The following is a 26,489-nucleotide window of genomic DNA, read 5'->3' on the forward strand; positions in this document are numbered from 1 at the left end:
AGAATTAGGATTTTATGTTTCTATGCAAAATTATGGCTTTTGATTTGAATAATGTTATTCTTTTTTATCAGTCGTAATTTCTAAATCTGTAATTGTTAATTATTTTTCTTTTTTATCACTTTAAATACTTACTAATTTTTCTAATGTTTGCTTTGCTTTTAATCCAAATAATGAATCTTTTGCTTCATTAAAAGCGGTTTCAAAAGACTTATTTTCATCTACAATAGTTAATGCAAAAGCGGCATTTGTTAAAACAACATTATTTTGCGCTTCGGTTCCATTTCCTTCTAAAATAGATTTGAAAATTTTTGCTGCATCTGCTACAGAACTTCCTCCAAATATTTCTGATTGTTGAATTCTTTTTTGTCCTAAATCTTCTGGATTTATCAATTGTTCTCCGTTTTTAGTAAACAATTTAAATGCGCTTGTTAACGAAATTTCATCATATCCATCTAAAGCATGAATAATTCCGTAATTGATATTTTCTTCTTGTAAAATATAGTTGTAAAAACGTGCAACTTCTAAATTAAAAGTACCTAACATGTGGTTTTTTGGAGAACTCGGATTTACTAAAGGCCCCAACATATTAAAAAATGTTTTTAAAGCTAAAGCTTTTCTTGTTGGCCCAACAGCTTTCATTGCCGGATGAAATTTTGGTGCATGTAAAAAACAAATATTTGCTTTTTCTAAATGTTCTTTTAAAACGTTTTCATCATTTGTAAATTTATAACCAAAACTTTCTAACATGTCTGAAGAACCCGATTGAGAAGACACCGAATAGTTACCATGTTTTGCTACTTTTTGTCCTGTACCAGCAACAATAAATGATGTTAGGGTTGATATGTTAAACGTGTCTTTTCCGTCTCCGCCAGTACCAACAATATCTATAGTATTGTAATCAGATAGATCTACTTTTATTGATAGTTCTTTTAATGCATCTCTAAAACCAGCCAATTCATCTACAGTAATTGGGCGCATCATAAAAACTGTCATAAAAGATGCTAAATGAGCATCATTATATTTTTCTGAAGCAATATCTTTTAAGATTTGTGTTGCTTCTGATTTAGACAATCTTTCGTGATTATATAATTTATTTAAAATTGCTTTCATTACGAATTAGCATTGATAAAATTAGTAACTAATTGCTCTCCTACATCTGTTAAAATAGATTCTGGATGAAACTGAACTGCAGAAATTGGATAAACAGTATGTTCTATTGCTTGTATTAATCCGTCTTCATCTCTTGCAGTAACTTTTAATTCTTCTGGAAAACCTTTATCTGTTGCTGCCCAAGAATGATAACGTGCTGCTAAAAATGTTTCTGAAACATCTTTAAAAATAGTTGCATTTTTATCTGTTACTTTCATTTCTGTAGCAACTCCATGAAAAACATCGTTTAAATTGATGATTTTACCACCAAAAACTTCTGTAATTGCTTGCAAACCTAAACAAACTCCAAAAATAGGTTTTACACCTGCATAGGTTTTAATTACATCTTTTAAGATTCCTGCTTCATCTGGAATTCCTGGTCCGGGAGACAACATAATCATATCGTAATTTGCAACATCTGCAACGCTAATTTCATCATTTCTATAAACTGCAGGAAATTTTCCTGTAATTTTTTCTACCATATGAACCAAGTTATAGGTAAACGAATCGTAATTATCTAAAATTAATATTTTCATATTTCTCAATTTGCGTTAGGGATTGAAACGGCATCCTTTTTTCTTTTTCGGAAAAAAGATATAGTGGAAAGCCCGCTCGAACGCCCTAAATATTCTCTGCTAAAATCAACGCTTTTTTTAACGCTGCTAATTTATTATTTACTTCTTGTAATTCTTTTTCTTCGTCGGAATGAATTACAATTCCTGCGCCTGCTTGGTAATACAAAACGTTGTTTTTACTTACAAAACTACGAATTGCAATTGCCAAATTAACAGAACCGTCTAAACCAATAATACCTACTGCACCACCATAAAAACCTCTAGATTGATTTTCGTATGTATCTATTAATTGCATTGCTTTGTACTTTGGTGCACCACTTAACGTACCTGCCGGAAAAGTATCTCCAACAATTTCTATGGGATTTCCTTTTAATTGACCAGAAACTGTAGAAACTAAATGAATTACATGGCTAAAATACTGCACCTCTTTAAAAACCTCAACTTCTACATTATCTGCATGTTTGCTTAAATCGTTACGTGCTAAATCTACCAACATTACATGTTCTGCAGTTTCTTTTTTATCTGCAGATAGTTTTTTACCTAACTGAATGTCTTTTGCCATATCTCCAGTTCTTCTAAAAGTACCAGCAATTGGGTTTATAGTTGCTTTACCTGCAGACACTTTAATTTGTGCTTCTGGTGATGAACCCATCAATTTAAAAGAACCGTAATCGAAAAAGAACAAATATGGCGACGGATTTATAGAGCGTAATGCTCTGTACACATTAAATTCATCTCCTTTAAATTTTTGTTGAAATTGGCGTGATAAAACCAACTGAAAAACGTCTCCTCTTTTACAGTGTGCTTTTGCTTTACGTACGTATTCTATAAATTCTTCTCCTTTTACGTTAGAAGTTTCTTCTCCAACAATTTCAAAACTTTGTGTATTAAATGCTTGTGCATCTATAATTGTTTCAATTTCTTTAATACAAGATTCCTTTCCTTCTTCAATATTCTCTATTAAAACCATTTCATCATTAAAATGATTAATAGCAATAATAAATCTGTAAAAACTATATTGTAGTAACGGAATTGCAGAAGGTGCTTCTTTTACTTTTAAATCTAAATTTTCGAAATACTGAACAGAATCATAGGTTGTGTAACCATACAAACCGTTAAATGATTTTATCTCTGACGGGCAATCTAATTCGATTGCTTTGCTGTAGCTTTCAAAAATTTCATTAAAATCTCTTCCTATTTTTTTATTTTCTAACTCAACGCCTTTATGCGAAAAACTTAAATGATGATTTTCTGCTTTAATAGAAATAATAGGATCTATAGCAATAAACGTATAACTTTCGTCTTTACTATGATAATCTGAACCTTCTAAAAGTAGCGTGTTTGCATATCTATCTCTAAAACGCAAATACAAACCTACCGGAGTAACTGTATCTGCCATTTTTGTTTTAGAAATTGTTTTAAATTGTATTTTTTTCATCTTCCTTTTTGTCTGACCGAGCGCAGTCGATACTTTTTATTAACCTCTCGACTGCGCTCGAGGGGAACATTTATTTTATTTAATTTAGATGATTAAAAAATCATCATAAAAAAAAGGCTTATCGTGAGATAAGCCTTTGATTGATATATTATATACATACAGGTTTAGTTCTCACTTATTAGATAAGAGAGTTCCACCACCAAGTATTGTTTGTATTGTGTTTCATAATTGTGTTACAAAAATAACATAGATTTTTGATTAAACAAACTTTATACAAAAAATTATCTGATAATCTTTACATTCATCTCTTCTACTTTTTTATCAGATAAAATAGATGGTGCATTAAATAATAAATCTTCAGAAGTTCCTGTTTTAGGGAAAGCCATAACTTCTCTAATAGAAGCTTTCTTTTCTAAAATCATCATTAATCTGTCTACTCCCCAAGCAATTCCTCCATGCGGTGGTGCTCCGTATTGAAAAGCTTTGTACATTGTACCAACACTTTTTATCATTTCTTCTTTATTGTAACCCATATTTTTATAGGTTGCTTCTAAAATTTCTGCTTTGTGTGCACGTACAGAACCTCCACCAATTTCGTAACCATTTAAGATTAAATCGTATTGCTGTGCAATAATAGTTCCTATTTCTTCATCCTTACCATTCATATGCTTTTCTAAATCATATACGGCTGGCATAGAAAAAGGATTGTGTGTAAACGTCCATCTTCCTTCATCCGTTTTTTCAAACATCGGAAAATCTATTACCCAAGCTGGTCTTAATTCCTTTGGATTTATCAACTTTAACAAACGTCCCATTTCTTGACGAACAGCATCTAATGCTTTATTTGCTGTTGCATAATCTGCTGCAGAGAAAAACACAATATCTCCAACTTGAGCGTCTGTTGCTTTTATAATATTTGCAGCAATTTCTTCTCCTAAAAACTTAATAATTGGCGATTGTAAATCGTTTTCATTTACAATAATATATGCCAAACCACCTAAACCGTTTTGTTGAGCAATACTTGTTAAACTCTCTATCTGACCTTTAGAAATTCTTTTTCCACCTTGTTCTTCTGCAGAAACTTTAATACACTTTACAATTCCACCTTCATCAATTGGTTTGCTAAAAACTTGAAAAGTGGTGTCTTTTACAATTTCTGTAATGTCTTGCATTTGCAAACCATAACGTAAATCTGGTCTATCACAACCATATTTATCCATTGCGTCTTTATATGTAATTACTTCAAACGGACGTAAAATCCATTTTTTACCATAGATTTTTTTAACTACTTCATTAAACATTTTTGTGTTTAAATCTATAATTTGTTGCATACTTGCGTATGCCATTTCTATATCTAATTGTGTAAACTCTGGCTGTCTGTCTCCACGAGAATCTTCATCTCTAAAACAACGTGCAATTTGAAAGTATTTTTCAAACCCACCAACCATTAACATTTGCTTAAACTGCTGTGGTGCTTGTGGTAATGTGTAAAAAGAACCTGCTTGTTTTCTTGTTGGCACAATAAATTCTCTTGCTCCTTCATCTGTACCAGCAGTTAAAATTGGCGTTTCTATTTCTAAAAATTCCTCTTCGTCTAAAATATCTCTAAGTAATTTAATTACTCTGTGTCTGTTTACAATTGCTTTACGAACCTCATCATTTCTATGATCTAAAAACTTATACTGAAAACGAGTTGTTTCATTCGTTTTCATGGCTCTTTTTATTTCAAAAGGCAATGTTTTAGATAGGTTTAAAATTTCTAATGCAGATGTTTCTAATTCTAATTTACCAGTTCTTAAACCTGCATTGTAATCATCTTCATTTCTTTTAACAACAATTCCTTTTACAGTAATAACAGTTTCTGGTTTTAGTTTTACCAATTCATCTAAATTAGGAAATGTTTCTCTACTTAAACGAACCTGAAAAATTTGATAACTAGAATCACGTAAATCAATAAAAATTAATTCTCCATGATCTCTAACACTTGCAACCCAACCAGATAAAGTTACCTCTTCTTTAATTGATGCTTCAGATAAATCTGATATTTTATGTGTTCTGTATTCGTCTTTTATAACAATAGGAACTTGTGCTAACTCTTCTTCTTTATTATTGGCTTTTTGCTTTTCTTTAGTTGTAGATTTACTTGCTTCTTCAACTTCAGCTACTTTTTCTGTTGCTCCAGAAAGTGCTTTTAAAATTCCTTCTCTAATTACTTTACCAGAAGCTCCTTTACCAATAATAGCAATTACTTTACCAACTAAAATACCTGCTTTACCTTGGTTTCCTGCTTTAATATCATTTGCAATTGCTTTGTTTTCTTCAATAACTTTTGCAATAGCATCTTCTATTTGAGATTCTGATATTGTATTTGCTTTAAAATATGCTGTATAGTCAAATTTAGGATTTTCTAATAACGATTTTATAGCATTTTGCGCTAAAACAATGGTTACTTTATCCTCTTTTAATAAAGAGAAAATAGTACTTAAATCTTTAATATTTTCAATACTAGAATATTCTTCTGGTTTTATATTGTTGGTTAATGTTTTTGCAACAAAAGACGGATCTTTAACCACATTATTAATAGCAACAAATGTTTCTGAACGTAAAGAATCTGCTGTAAAAAACTTTGCATCTTGAGGTAAAACGCCTCCTTCTATCAAAATAGATTCTACTGCAAAAGGCAAAGAGCTTACATTTACATCTATGCTTTCTACTACATTTTTAATACTAACAAAAGGCAAATCTGGTTCAGAAATAAAACGATAATCTGCTTCAAACTCTTTTTTACGCATTGTTTTGGTTTGCTTTAAATCTGCATCCCATAAAACCGTTGTTTGGTCTGGTCTAAACGCGTTATTTTCTATGTAATAATTTAATTGTTTTTCTATTTCTTCCTTTAAAGCATCTACCATAAACTTAAAAGAATTTAAGTTTTTGATTTCTGTTCTTGGGTTTAAATTATTACTATTTTTCTTTCTTAATGAAACAGAAACATCACTTTTAAACTCTCCTTTTTCTAAGTTTGCTTCAGAGATTTTTAAATTCTGAACAATTCTTTGAATGTATTGTGCATACGTAGAAGCATCTTCTATATTACGAATACATGGTTCTGTAACAATTTCAATTAAAGGTACACCTGCTTTATTAAAATCTACTAAAGAAACTTTCTTTTCGTGCATTAATTTTGCAGCATCTTCCTCTATGTGTACTTGTGTTAATTCTACTGTAAATTGGCTTCCATCATTTCTATAACAAGAAACTTGTCCGTCTGGAATTACAGGATTATGAAACTGCGTAATTTGAATATTCTTTGGATTGTCTGGGTACTCATAATGTTTACGATCCCAAGAAATTACTTCATTGTTAAAAGTAGATTTTACTGCTTTTCCAAAATAAATTGCTTTTGTAATTGCTTCTTTATTTATAGATGGTAAAACTCCCATTTGTCCTGTACAAACAGAACAAATATTTTTATTTGGTTCTTCTACTTCTTGATTTGCACAAGAACAGAATAACTTAGTTTTTGTATTTAATCGAACGTGTGTTTCTAAACCGATTACTAACTCTAAATCGTGCTTTTCAATCAACTTATTTAATTGTTCCAATTCCATTATATCGTATCTTTTAAGAAGTTAGCAAACTTCAAAACAAGTTCGTCATTATTTTTTGCTGCGGTAATTTGCAATCCTGTTTCAGTTCCTTTTGGTATGGTTAAAGTTGGTAACTGACCTAAACTAAAACCAACCGTATAAGCGTCTGACAAATACATTGCTAACGGGTCTTTTAAACTATCTCCAATTTTTGGTGGTGTTTGTGGTGTTACTGGTGATAAAATTATAGCAACTTCTTTAAAATCTTTTTCAAAATTTTCAGAAATCTGATCTCTTAAATTTAATCCTTTTAAATAAATTTCATCAGAAAAACCTTGTGACAACACTTGATTTCCACCAACAATTCTACGTTTTGTTTCTTCAGAAAAATTATCAGAACGTGTAATAGAGTAGGTATCTTTTAAATTATCGCCTTCTATTCTATTACCATAATTTGTACCATCTAATCTAGATAAATTAGAGGCCGTTTCTGCCATTGCCAATGTGTAATATGTAGAAACTAACGTATCCGATTCAAAGAAATCTAATTCTTTTACTTCAATTCCTTTGGCTTTAATTTTTTCTATTGATGCTAAAAAATCTGCTTTTACTTGGGCATCAATAGCATCATTTTCTATAAAGTTTTTAAAATATCCAACGGTTTTTATTTCATCAGCATTTAAAACAGCTTCTTCTGATATTGTTTCTGATGCATACGTAGTTTGATCTTTTACATCTTTACCACTCATTACATTTAAAACAATTCTAATATCTTCTATTGATTTTGCAATTGGCCCAACACAATCTGTAGATGATGCGTAAGCCATAATTCCGTAACGAGAAATTCTTCCGTAAGTTGGTTTTAATCCGTACACATTGTTGTAACCTGCTGGCTGACGAATAGAACCTCCGGTATCTCCACCAATAGAAAAAACCGTATAATCTTTAGCAACATTTACTGCAGAACCTCCACTAGAACCTCCACCAACTAAATTTGGATTCACTGCATTTTTTACAGCTCCAAAAATGGTGTTTTCTGATGATGAACCATGACCAAAAGAATCGCAATTTTCTTTTACTAACGGAATTGCACCTGCATCTAATAATTTTTGAATAGCAGTTGCTGTATAAGATGATTTGTATTTTTTTAATAAATCTGAACTTGCTGTAGTGTAAGTTCCTTGTACCATGTACACATCTTTTATTCCAAACGGAATTCCTTCTAACAAACCAATTTCTTCTCCATTTGCAATTTTAGCATCAACTTTTTGAGCTAATTCTAAAGCCTTAGTATCTAAAAGTGAATTAACAGTATTGTGTGTATTCTGTTTTAATAATTCTAATTTTTCTTGTACTAATGCTGTACAAGAAATTTCTTTGTTCACCAATTGTTGATGAATTTTATGTATTTGCGATTCCATATTATTCTTCTATCACTTTAGAAACTACTAAAAACCCATTTTTCTGTTTCGGAAAATTTTCTTTGATAATATCCTTTTCTATTTGCGGACTATCAACAACAACATCTTCTCTTAAATCATCTAAAGAGACAGCATTTTTATGATTGATATTAAAAGAATTATTATTTGATGTATTTGCATTTTTAATTACATCGAACAACTTACTTACAGTTTCAGACTCTTTTGCTCCTTTAATACTCGACAGAACGTCGACTGTCATCATTTTACTCATCTCTTAATTTTTAAATTAAAAAAGCCTTCCGAAATTCGGAAGGCTTTATATATTTCTAAACAACAACCTTCCGTCCTAAAAATTAGGATTATTGAAATTACGATTGTTATTGTTGTTTGTCATTTTTCTTTTATTGCTGACAAATATATATAGAATATATTTTATAAAAACTTCTTTTTAAAGTTTTTATAAAGACTTTATAGTATTTTTAATATATATCTATTAATTTATTGATATTTTAAAATATCAACAGAAATAACAAATAACTTTAATGATTAGTTAGTATATATTTTCCACAAAAACTAGTTTCTTAAAGGAATTGCTATATTTGGGTAATCTGTTATTATACCATCTACACCCATTTTAAGTAATTTTACCATATCGTCCTTTTTATTTACTGTCCAAGGAATTACTTTCATATTCTTATTTTGAATCGTTTTTACCTCTTCTTTATTCAATAAAATAAAATACGGACTATAAATTTTAGGCACAAAACTTAACATTTTCATGTTTGTTTCAAAATCGTTTTGATATGTTAAAAACGCCAAAGTAAACTCTGGATATGTTTTATGAATATATTCTAAAACTCTAGGATCAAAACTTTGTACGGTAATTTTTTCTAAAGGTAATTTTGCCTTTTTTAATTCTGCAATTACAAGATCAGAAAATTCTGCTACAGAAGGTTGAAATCCGTTTTTTTCATCATTTGGTGTACTTTTAATTTCGATATTATAACGAATTTCATCATTTTTTGCTTCTGCAAAAGCTATCACTTCAGACATTAAAGGTTTGTAAGCTTTTTCTTTTTTCTGCTCTAAAAACTTAGGATTTCCGATAGAACCCACATCATAACTTTTAATTTTTTTGTATTTATTTTTATACATATTAAAAGCCAAAGCTTCTTCTTTTGTTATTTTATTTCCTTTAGCATCTAGAGTAACTTCGTTATTTAACCAAGGCTCATGAGAAACAACTACTTTATTATCTTTACTAATAACCACATCTAATTCTAAAGTATTTACACCCAACTCTAAGGCTTTATCAAAAGCTTGAATTGTATTTTCTGGCGATAAACCTCTTGCACCTCTATGCCCTTGTAAATCAAAATTAAACTTTTGTTGTTTTTCTAAAATTACTTCATCAATAAAAGTTACCGTTTCATTATAAACACCTTGCCAGTCATTAGATCTTATATCACAAGCAATTACATGATTTCCTGCTTCTGGAAAAGCTACTTTTACTTTTTTATCGTCTGGAGTTCCCAAAGCATCAAACATTTTTAAAATTGCAGGCACAGATACAACTTTGTCTTGTTCTTTTTCATTTTTATAATAATACCCAACAAAAGCAGGTACTTTAACTTTAGAAAAAGTAGTTGGATTCATATTTTTAGTTACCATTTTTATCAATGCTTCGTAACCATCTATATGATAAATTGTAGACCAAAATTTAGCTTCTTCTTCTGGTCTTTCTTGTTTCATAATTTCGCTTCCATTATTCATCTGTATAAATCCGGCTTTTCCTTGCGGCGTAACAATTGCCTTAAAAGCTGGATTTGTAAGATCTATAAAAGGAGAATACATAACCAATCCTAAAATATCACTACTATCTTCTGATGCTAATTTTAAACTTAAAGTACCACCTGTAGATGTACTTACTAAAATTATTTTTTTACCAATTATTTTACCAATTGATAAAGCTTCTTTTGCTGTTTCTATGTAATTTTCTGGAGTTAATTTGCTAAAACTATCGTCTCTATTAATACCGTGTTCTTTTAATCGAGACATATATACATTGGCATTGTATTTTTTAGAAAGCTGACTCATAACCGGTTCTCCTTCTCTACTACTTGCGCCAAAACCATGTAAATACACAAATGCAATATCAGACTGTTTTTGCTTAAAACCTTCTGCCCAAATAATTTTTGCTTCATTATTTGGTTTAATGTTCTTATTGCTATTTTCTTTTGTATTTACAATACTTTCTATTGTCATTATCGTTTTTACTTCTTGCCCTAAAATTGCAAAATTAAAGGCTATTAATAAAAGCGAAGTTAAAAATGTTTTTTGCATAATAATTATATTTTAAAAAAAGCTATCTAAAATGTTTGTTAAAACACCTTAAGATAGCTTTTCTATTTTACTTAATTCTTTTTAAAAATTTGCTTTTACTTGTACTCCAAAAAATCTAGGAGCACCTGCAATAAAAGTTGGTATACCAAAAGCACCACCTGTATTACCAGCATCTACAATAAATTCTTTATCTAAAACATTGTTCATAAAGAAAGTAAGTTCATAATCTTTATTAAAAATTAAACCTGTTTTAAAGTTTAAAATTCCATATCCGTCTTGAGAAATTTCTGGTAAGTTTGTTTCTTCAAAAAACACTTTAGATTTGTAAGTATATGTTGGTCTAAAAAAGAAATCTAAATTTTCATTAATTTCTGGATTGATATTAAATCCTGCAGAAAAAGAATGTTTAGGAGTTAATCTAAATGTATTTCCTGCCAAAGCTTGTTCATTTCCGTTAGAATCTACATCATCAAAAGAAGCATCTATATAACCATAGTTTGCAAAAAAGCTAGAGTTTTTTGTAAAAGCATATTGCATTGCTGTTTCAAAACCAAAAGAACTTGCGTTACCACTATCTTCTGGCGTAACCGTTAAAACACCATCTTCAAACTTACTTACTGTTGTTTGAAAATTAGAATAATCATACATATATGCATTTACATCAAATTGTAAAGTATTATTTAAAAATAAAGACTTTGCTCCAACTTCATAAGACCAAACAATTTCATCAGACAAAATATTAGTTTCTGTTGCCGTAACATTAATAACATTTGGTCTTCTTCCTCTTGATGTAGTACCGAATAATGTAATATTTTCACTTACATCATAATTTACAGCAAAACGTCCAACTGCTGATAAAAAATTATCACTTGCTTCTATTTTTTCGCCACCTGTTGATGCAAACAATATGTTAGGAAAGCTACCTGTTAAATATCCTAAAACAGATGGATTTTCTGAATCTGTTACCTGATAACCTGCATTTATATTTTCTAACGTTGCTCTTAAACCTAATGTAAAAGATAATTTTTCTGTAACATCATAAGAAGCATCTGCAAAAACGTCTCCAGAATAATTTTTACCAAAATTAGTATTTCCTTCTGTATTAAAAGAATTTAAAGGAGCACCTGCTAACGGACCAAAAGTATCTGGATCATTTGGTAAATTTGGTAATAATGTTGGTACACCACCAACTAATAAAGCTGCAGGGTTTAAGAAAATCATTGCTACACTTTGCTCATTATACTCCCAAGGCACATATTGTGAACCGTTTTCATAAAAGAAATTTGCACCAAAGAAACCTCTAAATTTATCATCATTATCAAAATTGAATCTAAATTCTTGGCTAAATTGTTCTCCTTTTGATATTTCATGAAAAAATAAAGCAGGAGCCGCAGTTCCGTCCGCATCAAAAGCTTCATCAGAATTAAACTTTCTGTAAGCTGTTGTAGAAGTTAAATCCCAAACATCGTTAAAATCATGTTTTAAAATTGCAGTAACTCCCCAAACAGTTCTATCCAAACCTAACTCTTCTCCTCTTTCTAAATCTGCAAAGGTATTAGGATTTAAATCTCCTCCTAAAGGCGCAAAAGTTCCACTTTTAAAAGAAGTTCCTGGAGGTGTATCTTGTTGCCAGTTTGCAATAAGATCTAAAGTTGTATCATCATTTAACAAATATCTAAACGAAGTTCTAAAAGCAACAGTTTCTTTTCCGTTTAAATCTCCACCAGAAAGATTCTCTATAAAACCATCTCTTTTATTATAGATTGCAGCAGCTCTAAAAAATAGTTTATCTTCTACTAATGGTGCATTATAATGACCTGTTGCTAAAAACTGATTAAAGTTACCATAACCTAATTTTACAGAACCAGAAGTTTCGTTTTTTGCTTTGTTTTGAATGATGTGCATTGCACCTATTTGAGCACCTCTACCAAATAAAGTTCCTTGTGGACCTTTTAAAACCTCTACACGTTCAATATCATATAATTCTACTACAGAACCTCTAGATTTACTGATAGAAACTCCGTCTTGAAAAATAGATACTCTTGGCTCTACTCTAGAGTCTCCACTATCACTTGTAATACCTCTTACTACAATTCCTGGATTATTTACACTCTGAATTTGCACCTGAAAACCTGGCACATATTCTGATAAAGCATCATACTCATAAGTACCTTGATTTTCTAAAAAATCTGTTCCGTAAGATGTAATTGCAATTGGTACATCTTTATTTTTTTGTTCTCTTTTTTGAGATGTTACTACAACACCTTCTAATAAATAAGAGCTTTCTTTTAAAACAAAATTCTGAATAGTTTCATTATTACCAACTACTACTTTTTTAGTTATTGTATTATAACCAATGTAAGACACCTCTACTACATAAGTAGCACTTGCAATATCTTTTAACAAAAAACTTCCATCAATATCTGAAGTTGTTCCTATAGATAAACTTTTAACATGAACACTTGCACCCATAATTGGCTCTCCTTGTTCTGTTGTAATTGTTCCTTTTAAAACGCCTTTATTTTGAGCGTTAATATTAATTACACTAAAAAGTGTTAGAAAAGTAAGTAAAAATTTAAATCGCATTTCTTATAATTTATAATTAAGTAGAGTGCGAATTTATCTTAGAAAAACAACCTTTTTATTAACTAAAAATGATACTAATGTTACATTTTGCAACATTTTGTATCATTTTTTTTCTAATAATTTACAATAAAATAATATTTACTCTTTTTACATAACTAATTATTGACATTAAAATAAAGACACTTGATATTGCAAAACAAGCATACCTTTGTATTCTTTTTGTTTAAGTATTAATGCATCAAAAATTGGACGATGTTGATAACCTAAACTAAGTTTTCTTGCATGCCCACCGTCTAATAAAAAGTTTAGTGTAAAATCATAAACTGTCATTTGATCTACTAACGCATCAAAATTAGAGGTTTGAATTGCAACATTTGGTTGCACAACTATTGGATAATTTAAAATTTTAGCCTTTTTAAATGCATAACCCAATTGTGTATACCAAGTTGTACCAGTACCAATCATCGGAAACGCAACTCCAGATCCATTAAAATCATTCCCACCACTTGTTGCAGGATTATTAGCTCCTACATTTCTAACGTAATCTTTACCATAATCATAATCAAAAAAACCTAAATACGCAGTAATAGCTGCATCATTATTTAAGGGCAAATTTAAAAACGAATCTATAGCCCAATGTTTCATATCATATAAATTTGTCCCCGCTAATAAAGCATCATCATCACTCATTGCTTTTTCTTGAAACTGAAAACCTGCTCCTATATTAAACACTTTTTTAGTTTGCATATAAGAACCTGCCAAATAAGCTGATTTATTAGATTCCATTTCAAAAAACTGATAATTAATATAAGATGATGTTCGAACTCTAGGTCTATTATTTGCAAAATCTACCTTACCACTTGGTACAGAAGTTACTAAAGTTGGTCTACTAAAAGTAACTCTATAATCAAATTTATTAACTTGCCCTTTTACCCAAACACTTAACAAACGCCCAATATGGTCGTTTTTATTAACGGTTGTTAAAACAAATAAAGGAGAATCTAAACCCATTAAAGATTTACTAGAACGCACATTATACCTACTTAAACCTTGCCAACCAGATTTACCAAAACCTACTTCTAACTTTTTATCAAAAGCATATTCTGCGTATAAATCTAAAATTTCTACAGGAAAACTTCCATCTTGGTAATTATAATTATTTCCACCAAAAATAGAATAGAAATATAATTTTGGTGTTACTTGAGATGTTATTGGTATTCTTAAACGCCTCATAGAAACATCTGCATAACTATTAGTAGCTTCTCCATTAATTAAAGAACCTTCGTTTAAGCTAGAATAACGCAACCAAAACTGAGAAGTGATGTTCCATTTTAACGTAGGCTTAAACTTTTCCTTTTCTTGTCCGTAAAAAAAATAAGAAGAAAACAAAAAGGTAACTATTAAACACTTTTTAAATAAATTTTGCATTAATTTCATTGCTATTCTATTCTTTAAATGAAAAACAAAATTATAGATATATAATTTTACAAGAAGTGACAAACATCATATTTGTTTACATACTTTTTTAACTTAAGAAAACAAAACAGACATTTTTAGTCGTTTTTTTGATAAAAATAAAACTCAAAATTTTACAATTAAGCAATTTTATCACTTTTTTTGCTAGAGACAAACAGTAAAACTTCTATTTTTAAAAATAAAGCTATTTTTAGTCGATTTAAGACACTTTTAGAGTTTTTAACATTTTTGTTTTTTTTAAACAAATTCATTTTTAAACCTAGGTTTTTACCTATATTTGATAGGTTGTATTTTTTACAATAGATATTAAAAACTAGAAAACTTATTTACAATAATGAGCGAAGAAAAAAAACATAATTATTCTGCTGATAGTATTCAGGCTTTAGAAGGAATGGAGCATGTTAGAATGCGTCCGTCTATGTATATTGGAGATGTAGGTATACGTGGTTTACACCACTTAGTTTACGAAGTTGTAGACAACTCTATTGACGAAGCAATGGGTGGCCATTGTGATACTATTGATGTTACTATTAACGAAGATAATTCTATTACCACTAAAGATAATGGACGTGGTATTCCTGTTGGAATTCATAAAAAAGAAGGCGTTTCTGCACTACAAGTTGTAATGACAAAAATTGGTGCCGGAGGTAAATTTGACAAAGATTCTTATAAAGTTTCTGGTGGTTTACACGGTGTTGGTGTAAGTTGTGTTAACGCACTATCAGACCATTTAACGGCAACAGTACACAAAGAAGGTAAAATTTGGCAGCAAGAATACGAAAGAGGTAAAGCTTTATATCCTGTTAAAACAATAGGAGAAACAGATTACACAGGTACAATTGTTACTTTTTTACCAGACAAATCTATTTTTCAACAATCTACAGAATATAATTACGAAACATTAGCAACTCGTTTACGTGAGTTAGCTTATTTAAATAAAGGAATTACAATTTCTTTAACCGACAGAAGAACAACTGATGATGAAGGTAACTTTATTACAGAAACTTTTCATTCTAATGAAGGTTTACCAGAATTTATAAAATATTTAGATTCTACAAGAGAGCAACTAACTGCTTCTGTAATTTCTATGGAAGGAGAAAAAAATGGAATTCCGGTAGAAGTTGCCATGGTTTATAATACTTCTTATGCAGAAAATTTACACTCTTATGTAAACAACATTAACACGCACGAAGGAGGAACACATTTATCTGGTTTTAGAAGAGGTTTAACAAGCACATTAAAAAAATATGCTGATGAATCTGGATTACTTAAAAATGTAAAATTCGAAATTGCTGGTGATGATTTTAGAGAAGGATTAACAGCAATTGTATCTGTAAAAGTTTCTGAACCACAATTTGAAGGGCAAACAAAAACAAAGTTAGGAAACAGAGAAGTTACCTCTGCAGTATCTCAAGCTGTATCAGAGATGTTAGCAGACTACTTAGAAGAAAACCCTAATGATGCTAAAACCATTGTACAAAAAGTAATTTTAGCAGCAACCGCTCGTCATGCAGCACGTAAAGCCAGAGAAATGGTACAACGTAAAACTGTAATGAGTATTGGTGGTTTACCTGGTAAATTATCTGACTGTTCTGAAACAGACCCAGAACAATGCGAAATTTTCTTAGTTGAGGGAGATTCTGCAGGAGGAACAGCAAAACAAGGTAGAGACAGAAACTTTCAAGCAATTTTACCACTACGTGGAAAAATATTGAATGTAGAAAAAGCAATGCAACACAAAGTTTTTGAAAACGAAGAAATCAAAAATATTTTTACAGCTTTAGGAGTCTCTATTGGAACAGAAGAAGACCCAAGAGCTTTAAACTTATCTAAAATACGTTACCACAAAGTAGTTATTATGTGTGATGCCGATGTAGATGGTTCGCATATTGCTACTTTAATTTTAACTTTCTTCTTTAGATATATGAGAGAAATGGTAGAGCAAGGATATATTTACATTGCAACACCTCCTTTATACTTAGTTAAGAAAGGACAAAAAAGAGAATATGCTTGGGACGATAATCAACGAGATTTAATTGCTCAAAAAATGGGAGGTTCTGTAAACATTCAACGTTATAAAGGTCTTGGAGAGATGAACGCAGAACAACTTTGGGACACTACAATGAACCCAGAATACAGAACACTACGTAAAGTAGTTATTGATAGCGCTACAGAAGCAGACAGAGTTTTCTCTATGTTAATGGGAGATGAAGTACCACCACGTAGAGATTTTATAGAAAAGAATGCAAAATACGCTAATATAGATGCATAATTAATTCTTAATCAATAAAAAAAGGTGTATGAAAAAAAATCATACACCTTTTTTATTTTATCTATTATTTGGTTATCTAATACTAAAACCTATTCTAACAGAAACCACATCGTACTCTTGTACAGCATATTCTGCTGCAATATTTAAAACCCATAAATCCATACTCAAACCTAAATTAGTTCTAAAAGAATTCCCTTCATAATCTAACTGTACAGGATCTATATATTGTTCTCCAGAAGAAGTAGTCTCATATGTACCTAACACATTTACATCTGTTTCATAAGAAGTTGTACCTACACCTCCATAAATTGTAAAAATTGAAAGTTTTTTAGATGCTAATAATTGAAACATAAAAGTTTTTGTATTAAACTCTAATGCTTGTGTAGGATTATCATCTGGATCTATATAAAACTTAGATTTTATATCATTCCAAGCAACTATAGCAGAAAAATCAAAAGGCAATTTCTTTACAAAAGGAATCCATTGTTTTAAATCATGCTTAACACCAATACCAAATGTAGAAAACTCATACTCATCTGCTGATTGCTCTGGAACAAATCTTACAATTAAATCTGTTTTCTTAAAAAGCCCAATACCTGCTTGAATCATTGCTGAAGGCACAACATTATACCCAATTGCTTCTTTTAAACCAGAACCAGGTAATGCAGAAGTAGACACAGAGTCTCCAATATCATCTGTAAATTTTAATAACGGTCTATCTTCTAATTCTTGCGACCCAAATAAAGTTGGTATATCTGCAGATGAAAGACTCTCATCATCTAATTTAATGTTCTTATAATCTGCATTATTAAAAGTAAAAGTCTCATCATTTTGTGGTACTAATGCTCCATTTGCTATAACAGAAATATCAATTCCTAAAAACTTGTGCGCTTTTGCAGTAGTATACCATCCTCCATTAATTCCGTTTCCAAAACCAGTTGAAAATGGTTTTACATAACCATGTAAAAGTGTTTGAGCATCTGCTACACCTCCTTCTAAAACTGATTCTAAATCAACCTGTGCAGAAGAAACAATACTACTAAATACGAATATAAATGCTATTATTTTTTTCATCCTTTTTTCGTTTTTTATTCTACTGTTGCTTTTACAACAAATGTTAATTTTATAGAAAAATCATCGTCTTCTATAGGCTCATCCGAAGAAGTATTTACAGTAATTGGAAAAGTTTCTGAACTAATAACATCCATAATATTACTAACCTCTTCTGGTATAATGATTGGATCTGTTGGTGTTTCTGATAAACTTACACTTTCATTAAGAATAGTAGTATTTCCATCAATTAAAACTTCTATCGTACCATCTATACTCTCACCAGAATAATCTACTAATTGTAAAGTAACAGACTCTACATCTGCATAAACAAATTCACTTGAATTAGCTAATAAATCAGAAATATTTACTGAACTGTCTAACGAAAAAGATGTTTGATCTTTTGCTCCTTTCACTAATAAAACAGCATCAAAATCATCTTTAATAATAAATTGTATTTCTCCATTTTCCTCACAACTACTAAATGCAAATACTGCACAAAGTAATAATACGGCTTTCATAACTTTAATTTTTTTCATTACATTTTGGTTTTTATAAAATTTGTTAACGCTGTAAATATACTGAAAAAAAAAAATTACAAAACAACAACATAAAAACTACTCGCTACTGATTTACATAATATTAACATTAAAAATTTGAAGAAGAAAATTACTATATAAATCTATAAACTTTTAAAAAACTCATAAAGATTAAAGAAATAATCCTTTTATTTCATTTAGATAAAAAAAATTAAATCAACTAAAAAAAACTTAACTAAACTTTATCTAATTATATAAAAACCATATAGAACAAAGTTATTTTTTTAAATATTCAAAATAAGCAAGCGGTAATAATCATAATAATAATTTCAACTAACAATTAAATACCTCGAACAACAAAAAATTAGAATAATTTTTATTTAAAAACAAAAAAGTAAACTCTACAATAACAAATATTTTATTTTTTCTCACTACTTTGCAGAATGAAATTGAGATAAACAACTCTATATCAAAATAGAATTGGGTTATTTTTAAAAAAGCTAAGAAAATAAAAAGTTGAACATGGTATTATCAATAATAAAAAACAACACATCTCCTCCCTTATCAAATATTAAAAAACATCTTATTTCTAAAAGGTCTAATCATATCATTTTTTATGAAATTAGAAAAGTTAGCATTGCGTCAATTTTTCTATTAGATTAATTTTTTTATGATGGCAAAACTTAAATTAACATTACTTTTTCTTTTAATTTTCACACAGACTTTAAGATCACAAGACGGCGCACAAGATGTTTTAGTAACTGGTCTAGATGATGCTACTAAACTATTACAAGGTTACTACAGACCAGCAATGGAAGGATCTATCTATAGTATTAACAACGGATGGGCTCATACTGCAGAAACACACAAACCATTTGGATTTGATTTTACATTAGGTGTTAGTGGAGCTATTGTTCCTGTTAAAAGACAATTTTTTAAAGTAACTGGTTTAACAAAAGTAAACCAAAACGAAGGTGGCGTATATGAAGGACCAACTGTAGTTAGCAGTCAACCCCATGGAAACTTTTTAAAAGTAATATCATCAGATGGTTTTTCTTTATCTGTAAGAATGCCAGGAGGAACTGAAATGAAATTACCTTTTAACGCAACTCCTGCTCCTTTAGCACAACTAACTCTAGGTTTACCCTATAAAACAGAAATACTTTTCCGTTACTTACCTAAAATTAATATTGTTGGAGAAAGCTTAAGTTATAATCTTATAGGTTTTGGATTAAAAAAAGAAATTACCGATTGGTTTGGTGAATTTAACCTCCCTTTACACATTTCTTTATTAACCTCAATTACGTCTTTTAATGTTAATTATAGATTTGCAAACCTAAATTCCGAAATTTTATCTACAGAAAATGGAGCTGCCGATTTTAATCTAAACTCTTACAACTTTCAATCAATATTTTCTTTAAACTACTCTAAAGTTAATTTTTACGGAATAGTTGGTTATGGATCTGGAAATAGTAATTTTCATTTTGAAGGAAGATTTATTTACGACAAAGGAGGACCAGATGAACAAGATTATGATACACCTATTTTAAATTTTAAATCAGGGAGTATGAAAGCAACATTAGGTACAAGATTCGACTTTAATTTTGTTAAAATATTTGCAGACTTTACTCTACAAAAATATAACACTATCTCTACAGGTATAATTTTTAGTGTTAATTAAATTTATAACTCCAAAAACTTTTGCTTGTTTTTATCTGTTTTATTTAAAACTACCAATACTAAAAACCGCTAAATCTAAATTTTAAAAAAGGAATAATATTTTCTTAAAATGTTTAATTTTTTTCATCATTTTTATTTTTAGTTAAATTAACTAATTAAGCAGAAAACCCTACTTTAAATAAGAAACAAAATTTTAATGTTTTTTCAACTTATTATAAACTTTTATCAATAAAACAACTTATATCATAATAATTACCTAAAATATTACTTTACAAACCAAGAATAATCAATTGTTATTATTTAGCAATAGCATAGGGTTTTATTACCCTTAATACTTATTATTATCAATATTTTACCTTATTTTTGTAACTAAATTTAACACAATAAAATATATTTATATGAAAGTTACAGTTGTTGGTGCAGGTGCAGTAGGTGCAAGTTGTGCAGAATACATAGCTATTAAAGACTTCGCTTCTGAAGTTGTAATTTTAGACATTAAAGAAGGTTTTGCAGAAGGTAAAGCAATGGACTTAATGCAAACTGCTTCTTTAAATGGTTTTGATACAAAAATTACTGGAAGCACAAATGATTACTCTAAAACAGCAGGATCTGATGTTTGTGTAATTACTTCTGGAATTCCTCGTAAACCAGGTATGACTCGTGAAGAATTAATTGGTATAAATGCAGGAATCGTAAAAACAGTATCTGCTAACTTAATAGAACATTCTCCAAACACAATTATTATTGTTGTTTCTAACCCTATGGACACAATGACTTACTTAGTTCATAAAACAACAGGGTTACCTAAAAATAAAATTATAGGAATGGGTGGTGCATTAGATTCTGCTCGTTTTAAATATAGATTAGCAGAAGCTTTAGGTGCGCCTATTTCTGATGTTGATGGTATGGTTATTGGTGGTCACTCAGATAAAGGTATGGTTCCTTTAACAAGATTAGCTACTAGAAACTCTGTTCCTGTTTCTGAATTTATTTCTGAAGAAAGATTAGAACAAGTTAAACAAGACACTAAAGTTGGTGGAGCTACTTTAACTGGTTTATTAGGTACTTCTGCTTGGTATGCCCCAGGTGCTGCTGTTTCTGGAATGGTACAAGCAATTGCTTGTGATACTAAAAAGATTTTCCCTTGTTCTTCTTTATTAGACGGAGAATATGGTTTAAAAGACTTATGTATTGGTGTACCTGTTGTTTTAGGTAAAGACGGTATAGAAAGTATAGTAGAAATTAACTTAAGCGATGCAGAAAAAGCTCATTTACAAGAATCTGCTGCTGGTGTTTCTAAAACAAATGGTTTATTAGAACTTTAAGAGAATAAATTGTATAAATTAAGATTGCTTTTTACTTAACTGTTTAAAGCAATCTTTTTTATATATTTGGCGCATGAAAGCAAAATGGTACATTAGTACACTTTTAATTGCATTTACTTTTCTTGGAGCTTTTCAAGAAAAAATACTTCTGCCTAATCAAGAAATTGTACTAGAGTTTAACAACCAAGACATTGCTAAAAATGAAGTAGAAAACACCATAAAAGTTGTAAAAAAACAACTTTTTTCTGCAGGTGCTTCTAATATTAAAGTATACAAGACAAAAAACAATACTTTAAAAATTTCTTACTTTAGTACTATTAATGCTTCAAATATAAAAGAAGCGCTTTCCAATAAAAATAAATTATCAAAAAACAACGTACCAAAAGGTAATTTTCCTTTTAAAAAATTTACCAAATACAATATTGATGTTCATGAGTTAAGTGATCATTCTGAGGTTTCTAACTTTGATAACAATTCAATTTTATTAGAATTTAAAAGCGACATTAACAGATCTCATCTTAGTAAAGATTATGCTCCTTTAAATAATTCTTTAAAAAATGAAGCAGATAAAGTTTTTAAAAGAACTTATAAATTTAATAGAGATAATATAAACTCTAAAGACAACACACTTCATTATCAACCAGAAGTAAGAGCTGGTCCATCTTATTTTTATATTTAAATACATTACATTATTAGGTAGATTGTATTCTATAAAATCAACCTTACAATTGAGTCTAATAATCAGTTGTTAAAAAATAAAATATTAAAACAAATACATTGTCAAAAAAAGTACGAGAAGTTATATATTTGCTCGTTTTTAAAATTTTTGACAAAAAAGACATATAAAATGCAAAACAAAGGACTTATTAAATTATTTGCTATTCTTTTCGGATTAGTGAGTTTATATCAACTATCATTTACGTTTTTGGCCAACAAAGTAGAAGACGACGCTTTAGCTTACGCTGATACAAAAGGTGTTGATAGTGATGCAAGACAAAAAGCTGCTTTAGAAACAAAGTACTTAGATAGTGTTGCCAACATAGATATTATTGATTTAGGTGTTACAAAATACAGCTACAATGATGTTAAAGACAAAGAAATGAATCTTGGTTTAGATTTAAAAGGTGGTATTAATGCTATTTTACAAGTATCTGTAAAAGAAGTTTTAAAAAGCTTATCTAACGATTCTAAAAACGTTGTTTTTAACCAAGCTTTAGATGCAGCAGACGAAAGACAAAAAAACAGTAATGCTACTTATTTAGATTTGTTTTTTGAAGAATTCGAAAAAGTTGCAGGAGACACAAAATTAAGTGATCCATCTATTTTTGGAACAAAAGCTTTAAGTGATAAAATTTCTTTTAATGAAGCAAATTCAACTGTAAAAGAAACATTACAAGAAGAAATTAATAGTTCTATTGCTACTGCTTTTGAAGTATTAAGAAGTAGAATTGATAAATTTGGTGTTACACAACCAAACATCCAAAGAATTGGAACTTCTGGTAGAATTCAAATTGAATTACCAGGAGCAAAAGACATAGAACGTGTTACTAAGTTAATTACTAGTAAAGCAGAGTTACAATTTTGGGAAGTATATACAAATGCAGAAGTTCAAAATTATTTCTTTATTGCTAATAGTAAAGTTGCAGAACTGTTAAAAGATGATTCTGCTTTAGAAAAAGTAGTTGATTCTACTAAAAAAGATGATATTGATGATTTATTAGGAGAATCTGTAGATTCTACTAATGTTGCTCAGAAAAACTTATTTACATACTTATATCCAAACGTAGCACAATCTCAACAACAAATGAGTTCTTTAGTTGCTCAGGCTAGAGTTGTAGATACTGCAATGGTTAATTCTTTATTAAATAAAAAAGAGGTAAGATCTTTATTACCAAACGAATTAAAATACATTAAATTTTTATGGGATTATAAATCTAATAAAGGTAAAGACGGAACAGAATTAATTGGTTTATACGCTATTAAAGGAAATAGAAACGACAAACCAACTATTGAAGGTGATGTTATTTTAGATGCTGGCCAAGTTTTTGACCAATTAAATAAACCAGAGGTTTCTATGACTATGAATAGTTCTGGTTCTAAACAATGGGCAAAAATGACAGCAGACAACGTTGGTAATTTTGTTGCCGTTGTTTTAGATGATTATGTTTACACAGCCCCATCTGTTAACCAAGCTATTACAGGAGGTAGAACATCTATTTCTGGTGGTACAATGACAGTTGCAGAAGCAGAAGATATTGCTACAGTATTAAAAGCAGGTAAATTACCAGCAACTGCAAGAATAATTCAAATAGAAGTTGTAGGTCCATCTTTAGGACAAGAAGCAATTGATGCAAGTTTCCTTTCTTTTGGTTTAGCTATTTTATTAGTATTAGTTTGGATGACTTTATACTATGGAAAAGCTGGTGCATATGCAGATATTGCTTTATTAGTAAATATCTTATTTATATTCGGAATTTTAGCTTCTTTTAATGCCGTATTAACGTTACCTGGTATTGCTGGTATTATCTTAACAATAGGTATGTCTGTAGATGCAAACGTAATTATCTTCGAAAGAATTAAAGAAGGTTTAGCTTCTAAAAAAGGTTTAAAACAATCTGTAGAAGAAGGTTTTTCTATAAAGGGAGCTTTATCTGCAATTATTGATGCAAATATTACTACTTTATTAACAGGTGTTATTTTATATGTTTTTGGTACAGGACCAATTAAAGGTTTTGCCTTAACATTAATGATTGGTATTGCTACATCATTATTTACAGCTGTATTTATTACTCGTTTATTAATTGATAGATCTATAAATAAAGGTGCTAAATTAACTTTTAACACATCTATCTCTAAAGGATGGTTCCAAAATATAAATGTAGAATTCTTAAAGAAACGTAAAATTGCTTACATCATTTCTGGTAGTATTATTGTTGCTGGTATTGTTTCAATATTCTCTATCGGATTAAAACAAGGTGTAGACTTTAAAGGTGGTCGTTCTTATATTGTTCGTTTTGATGATGCAATGAGTGCCACTGATGTTGCTGAGACATTAAAAGGTGCTTTTGGTACTGCACCAGAAGTTAAAACATATGGATCTGATCATCAATTAAAAATAACAACTGTTTACAAAATTGATGAAGAAGGTACAGATGTTGATGAAGAAGTACAAAATGCATTATTTACAGGTTTAAAACCTTACTTAGGTACAACATCTTATGAAAACTTTAAACCAGGTTTCGAAAAACAAGGTGCAGGTGTAATGAGCTACATGAAAGTAGAACCTACCATTGCAGATGACATTAAAACATCAGCTTTATATGCGGTATTCGGTTCTTTATTAGTAGTTTTCCTATACATTTTACTACGTTTTAGAAAAGTTTCTTTCTCTATTGGTGCTGTAGCTGCAGTTTTCCACGATGTATTAATTGTATTAGGTGTATTCTCTATTACATACAGTTTTATGCCTTTTGATATGGAAATCGGTCAATCTTTTATTGCCGCTATTTTAACAGTAGTTGGTTACTCTCTAAATGATACCGTGGTAATTTTTGATAGAATTAGAGAATTTACAGGTACTCATTCTAATTGGAAATATAGTGAGCTTGTAGACAAAGCATTAAGCTCTACTTTAGGTAGAACAATAAACACTTCTTTAACAACATTATTAGTAATGTTAGCAATCTTCTTATTTGGTGGAGATTCTATTAAAGGATTTATGTTTGCCTTAATTGTAGGTGTAGCAGTTGGTACATATTCATCATTATTTGTTGCAACGCCAATTATGTACGATACTACAAAAAAAGAAGAAAAAAATAAATAATCTTATTTTAAGATACCTCAAAACCGTTTTTAATTACTGTTTATCAGATTAAAAACGGTTTTTTCATTAACTTACATATTTATTATATTTACATTCTTATGAGCATAATAAAACTTCAAGACTTATATTTTAAACCTTACATTAACAAAGAAGAAATTGCTGCTATTGTAAAAAATCTAGCCTACCAAGTAGAATTAGATTTACCAAAAGGAGAAGTGCCTATTTTTGTAGGTATTTTAAATGGATGTTTTTTATTTGCTGCAGATTTTATTAGAGAGTTTAATAACAATTGCGAAGTTTCTTTTGTTAAACTAGCCTCTTATAGCGGTAGAAAATCTACAGAAAATGTAAAAGAATTAGTAGGTATTAATGAAGATTTATCTGATAGAACTGTAATTATATTAGAAGATATTATTGATACAGGAAACACTTTACAACAAATTTATAATATCTTTAGAGACAAAAACTTAAAACAATTAAAAATTGCTACGTTATTTTTTAAACCAGACGTATTTAGAAAAGAACTACCAATAGATTATATCGGTAAAAGTATAGAAGATAAATTTATTGTAGGTTACGGTTTAGATTACAACGGATTAGGTAGAAATCACCCAGCAATATATCAATTATCAACACAACCCAAAATGAAAAACATAGTATTATTTGGCCCTCCTGGAGCAGGAAAAGGAACACAAGCAGAATTTTTAAAAGACATGTACAACTTAGTACATATTTCTACAGGTGATGTATTCCGCTTCAATATTAAAAACCAAACCGAATTAGGTTTATTGGCTAAGAAATATATGGATGAAGGTGATTTAGTACCTGATGAAGTAACCATTAATATGCTAAAAGCAGAAGTAGAAAAAAATGCAGATGCAAAAGGTTTTATTTTTGATGGTTTTCCTAGAACAGAATCTCAAGCAAAAGCTTTAGATGAATTCTTATCTGAAAAAGGTGAACAAATTAACGGAATGATTGCTTTAGAAGTACCAGAAGATGTCTTAGTTACTCGTTTATTAGAAAGAGGTAAAACTAGCGGAAGAACTGATGATACAGACGAAAGTAAAATTAGAAACCGTTTTAACGAATACAATACAAAAACAGCTATTTTAAAAGATTATTTTAACGATCAAAAAAAATATTACGGTATTAACGGTGTAGGTTCTATTGAAGAAATTACAAACAGAATTACCAAAGTATTTGATACACTATAAAACGT

At 29.6% G+C, this 26,489-nt stretch carries 17 protein-coding genes; 6 read left to right on the forward strand and 11 right to left on the reverse strand.

The window, feature by feature from the left end:
• Positions 1-120: 120 nt before the first annotated feature.
• From trpD to KI686_RS05530, 9 genes are all read right to left on the reverse strand, one after another.
• Positions 121-1,110 carry an anthranilate phosphoribosyltransferase gene (gene trpD / locus KI686_RS05490; RefSeq protein ID WP_237588260.1) on the reverse strand — a complete coding sequence of 330 codons (990 nt, stop codon included), beginning with the start codon at positions 1,108-1,110 and terminating at the stop codon, positions 121-123.
• Positions 1,110-1,685: an anthranilate synthase component II gene (locus KI686_RS05495; RefSeq protein WP_237588261.1), complete on the reverse strand. Its 576-nt coding sequence runs from the start codon at positions 1,683-1,685 to the stop codon at positions 1,110-1,112. Before KI686_RS05495 ends, trpD begins: the two co-directional genes overlap by 1 nt.
• Before the next feature lie 85 nt (positions 1,686-1,770).
• The gene (locus KI686_RS05500; RefSeq protein WP_237588262.1) at positions 1,771-3,162 is read right to left on the reverse strand and encodes an anthranilate synthase component I family protein; all 1,392 of its coding nucleotides are present in this window, start codon (positions 3,160-3,162) and stop codon (positions 1,771-1,773) included.
• 281 nt (positions 3,163-3,443) lie between these two features.
• Positions 3,444-6,773, reverse strand: a complete 3,330-nt coding sequence (gene gatB/aspS / locus KI686_RS05505) for a bifunctional amidotransferase subunit GatB/aspartate--tRNA ligase AspS (protein WP_237588263.1) — start codon at positions 6,771-6,773, stop codon at positions 3,444-3,446.
• The gene (locus KI686_RS05510; protein WP_237588264.1) at positions 6,773-8,173 is read right to left on the reverse strand and encodes an amidase family protein; all 1,401 of its coding nucleotides are present in this window, start codon (positions 8,171-8,173) and stop codon (positions 6,773-6,775) included. Before KI686_RS05510 ends, gatB/aspS begins: the two co-directional genes overlap by 1 nt.
• 1 nt (position 8,174) lies before the next feature.
• Positions 8,175-8,444 (reverse strand): Asp-tRNA(Asn)/Glu-tRNA(Gln) amidotransferase subunit GatC, encoded by a 270-nt coding sequence (locus KI686_RS05515; protein WP_237588265.1) that lies wholly within the window; start codon positions 8,442-8,444, stop codon positions 8,175-8,177.
• A 302-nt stretch (positions 8,445-8,746) separates the two neighbouring features.
• Positions 8,747-10,516, reverse strand: a complete 1,770-nt coding sequence (locus KI686_RS05520; protein ID WP_237588266.1) for a glycerophosphodiester phosphodiesterase family protein — start codon at positions 10,514-10,516, stop codon at positions 8,747-8,749.
• A gap of 81 nt (positions 10,517-10,597) precedes the next feature.
• The gene (locus tag KI686_RS05525; RefSeq protein ID WP_237588267.1) at positions 10,598-13,102 is read right to left on the reverse strand and encodes a TonB-dependent receptor; all 2,505 of its coding nucleotides are present in this window, start codon (positions 13,100-13,102) and stop codon (positions 10,598-10,600) included.
• Positions 13,103-13,270: 168 nt separating this feature from the next.
• Positions 13,271-14,539, reverse strand: a complete 1,269-nt coding sequence (locus KI686_RS05530; RefSeq protein WP_237588268.1) for a porin — start codon at positions 14,537-14,539, stop codon at positions 13,271-13,273.
• Positions 14,540-14,912: 373 nt separating this feature from the next.
• Here KI686_RS05530 and gyrB point away from each other — a divergent pair, with 373 nt between their 5' ends.
• Positions 14,913-16,850 (forward strand): DNA topoisomerase (ATP-hydrolyzing) subunit B, encoded by a 1,938-nt coding sequence (gene gyrB / locus KI686_RS05535; RefSeq protein ID WP_237588269.1) that lies wholly within the window; start codon positions 14,913-14,915, stop codon positions 16,848-16,850.
• 72 nt (positions 16,851-16,922) lie between these two features.
• Here the strand turns inward: gyrB and KI686_RS05540 are convergent, their stop codons facing one another.
• Together KI686_RS05540 and KI686_RS05545 are read right to left on the reverse strand one after the other, a co-directional pair.
• Entirely contained in the window at positions 16,923-17,924 is a 1,002-nt protein-coding gene (locus KI686_RS05540; protein ID WP_237588270.1) for a DUF6588 family protein, read from the reverse strand.
• Between the two features lie 14 nt (positions 17,925-17,938).
• On the reverse strand, positions 17,939-18,439 hold the full coding sequence (locus KI686_RS05545; protein WP_237588271.1) for a hypothetical protein: 501 nt from the start codon (positions 18,437-18,439) through the stop codon (positions 17,939-17,941).
• Positions 18,440-19,112: 673 nt separating this feature from the next.
• Here KI686_RS05545 and KI686_RS05550 point away from each other — a divergent pair.
• The 5 genes from KI686_RS05550 to KI686_RS05570 all read left to right on the forward strand — a co-directional run bounded on the left by KI686_RS05550 (position 19,113) and on the right by KI686_RS05570 (position 26,484).
• Positions 19,113-20,120 carry a DUF6588 family protein gene (locus KI686_RS05550; RefSeq protein ID WP_237588272.1) on the forward strand — a complete coding sequence of 336 codons (1,008 nt, stop codon included), beginning with the start codon at positions 19,113-19,115 and terminating at the stop codon, positions 20,118-20,120.
• Positions 20,121-20,517: 397 nt separating this feature from the next.
• Positions 20,518-21,444, forward strand: coding sequence for a malate dehydrogenase (gene mdh, locus KI686_RS05555; RefSeq protein ID WP_237588273.1), 927 nt, complete (start codon positions 20,518-20,520; stop codon positions 21,442-21,444).
• A 73-nt stretch (positions 21,445-21,517) separates the two neighbouring features.
• Complete coding sequence (locus tag KI686_RS05560) at positions 21,518-22,123, forward strand: hypothetical protein (RefSeq protein WP_237588274.1); 606 nt, start codon at positions 21,518-21,520, stop codon at positions 22,121-22,123.
• Between the two features lie 168 nt (positions 22,124-22,291).
• A complete protein-coding gene (gene secDF / locus KI686_RS05565; protein ID WP_237588275.1) occupies positions 22,292-25,267 on the forward strand; it encodes a protein translocase subunit SecDF in 2,976 nt (991 codons plus the stop codon).
• A gap of 98 nt (positions 25,268-25,365) precedes the next feature.
• Complete coding sequence (locus tag KI686_RS05570) at positions 25,366-26,484, forward strand: adenylate kinase (protein ID WP_237588276.1); 1,119 nt, start codon at positions 25,366-25,368, stop codon at positions 26,482-26,484.
• The last annotated feature ends 5 nt before the right edge of the window (positions 26,485-26,489 follow it).

It is taken from the genome of Polaribacter sargassicola, from assembly GCF_021991835.1.
Classification (GTDB): domain Bacteria; phylum Bacteroidota; class Bacteroidia; order Flavobacteriales; family Flavobacteriaceae; genus Polaribacter; species Polaribacter sargassicola.

Excerpts from the sequence above, each read along its gene's own strand:
- KI686_RS05525 (WP_237588267.1), bottom strand. The coding sequence starts at position 13,102 with ATGCGATTTAAATTTTTACTTACTTTTCTAACACTTTTTAGTGTAATT.
- gyrB (WP_237588269.1), top strand. The coding sequence starts at position 14,913 with ATGAGCGAAGAAAAAAAACATAATTATTCTGCTGATAGTATTCAGGCT.
- mdh (WP_237588273.1), top strand. The coding sequence starts at position 20,518 with ATGAAAGTTACAGTTGTTGGTGCAGGTGCAGTAGGTGCAAGTTGTGCA.
- KI686_RS05530 (WP_237588268.1), bottom strand. The coding sequence starts at position 14,539 with ATGAAATTAATGCAAAATTTATTTAAAAAGTGTTTAATAGTTACCTTT.
- KI686_RS05570 (WP_237588276.1), top strand. The coding sequence starts at position 25,366 with ATGAGCATAATAAAACTTCAAGACTTATATTTTAAACCTTACATTAAC.
- gatB/aspS (WP_237588263.1), bottom strand. The coding sequence starts at position 6,773 with ATGGAATTGGAACAATTAAATAAGTTGATTGAAAAGCACGATTTAGAG.
- KI686_RS05550 (WP_237588272.1), top strand. The coding sequence starts at position 19,113 with ATGGCAAAACTTAAATTAACATTACTTTTTCTTTTAATTTTCACACAG.
- KI686_RS05500 (WP_237588262.1), bottom strand. The coding sequence starts at position 3,162 with ATGAAAAAAATACAATTTAAAACAATTTCTAAAACAAAAATGGCAGAT.
- KI686_RS05545 (WP_237588271.1), bottom strand. The coding sequence starts at position 18,439 with ATGAAAAAAATTAAAGTTATGAAAGCCGTATTATTACTTTGTGCAGTA.
- trpD (WP_237588260.1), bottom strand. The coding sequence starts at position 1,110 with ATGAAAGCAATTTTAAATAAATTATATAATCACGAAAGATTGTCTAAA.
- KI686_RS05515 (WP_237588265.1), bottom strand. The coding sequence starts at position 8,444 with ATGAGTAAAATGATGACAGTCGACGTTCTGTCGAGTATTAAAGGAGCA.
- secDF (WP_237588275.1), top strand. The coding sequence starts at position 22,292 with ATGCAAAACAAAGGACTTATTAAATTATTTGCTATTCTTTTCGGATTA.
- KI686_RS05540 (WP_237588270.1), bottom strand. The coding sequence starts at position 17,924 with ATGAAAAAAATAATAGCATTTATATTCGTATTTAGTAGTATTGTTTCT.
- KI686_RS05495 (WP_237588261.1), bottom strand. The coding sequence starts at position 1,685 with ATGAAAATATTAATTTTAGATAATTACGATTCGTTTACCTATAACTTG.
- KI686_RS05560 (WP_237588274.1), top strand. The coding sequence starts at position 21,518 with ATGAAAGCAAAATGGTACATTAGTACACTTTTAATTGCATTTACTTTT.
- KI686_RS05520 (WP_237588266.1), bottom strand. The coding sequence starts at position 10,516 with ATGCAAAAAACATTTTTAACTTCGCTTTTATTAATAGCCTTTAATTTT.
- KI686_RS05510 (WP_237588264.1), bottom strand. The coding sequence starts at position 8,173 with ATGGAATCGCAAATACATAAAATTCATCAACAATTGGTGAACAAAGAA.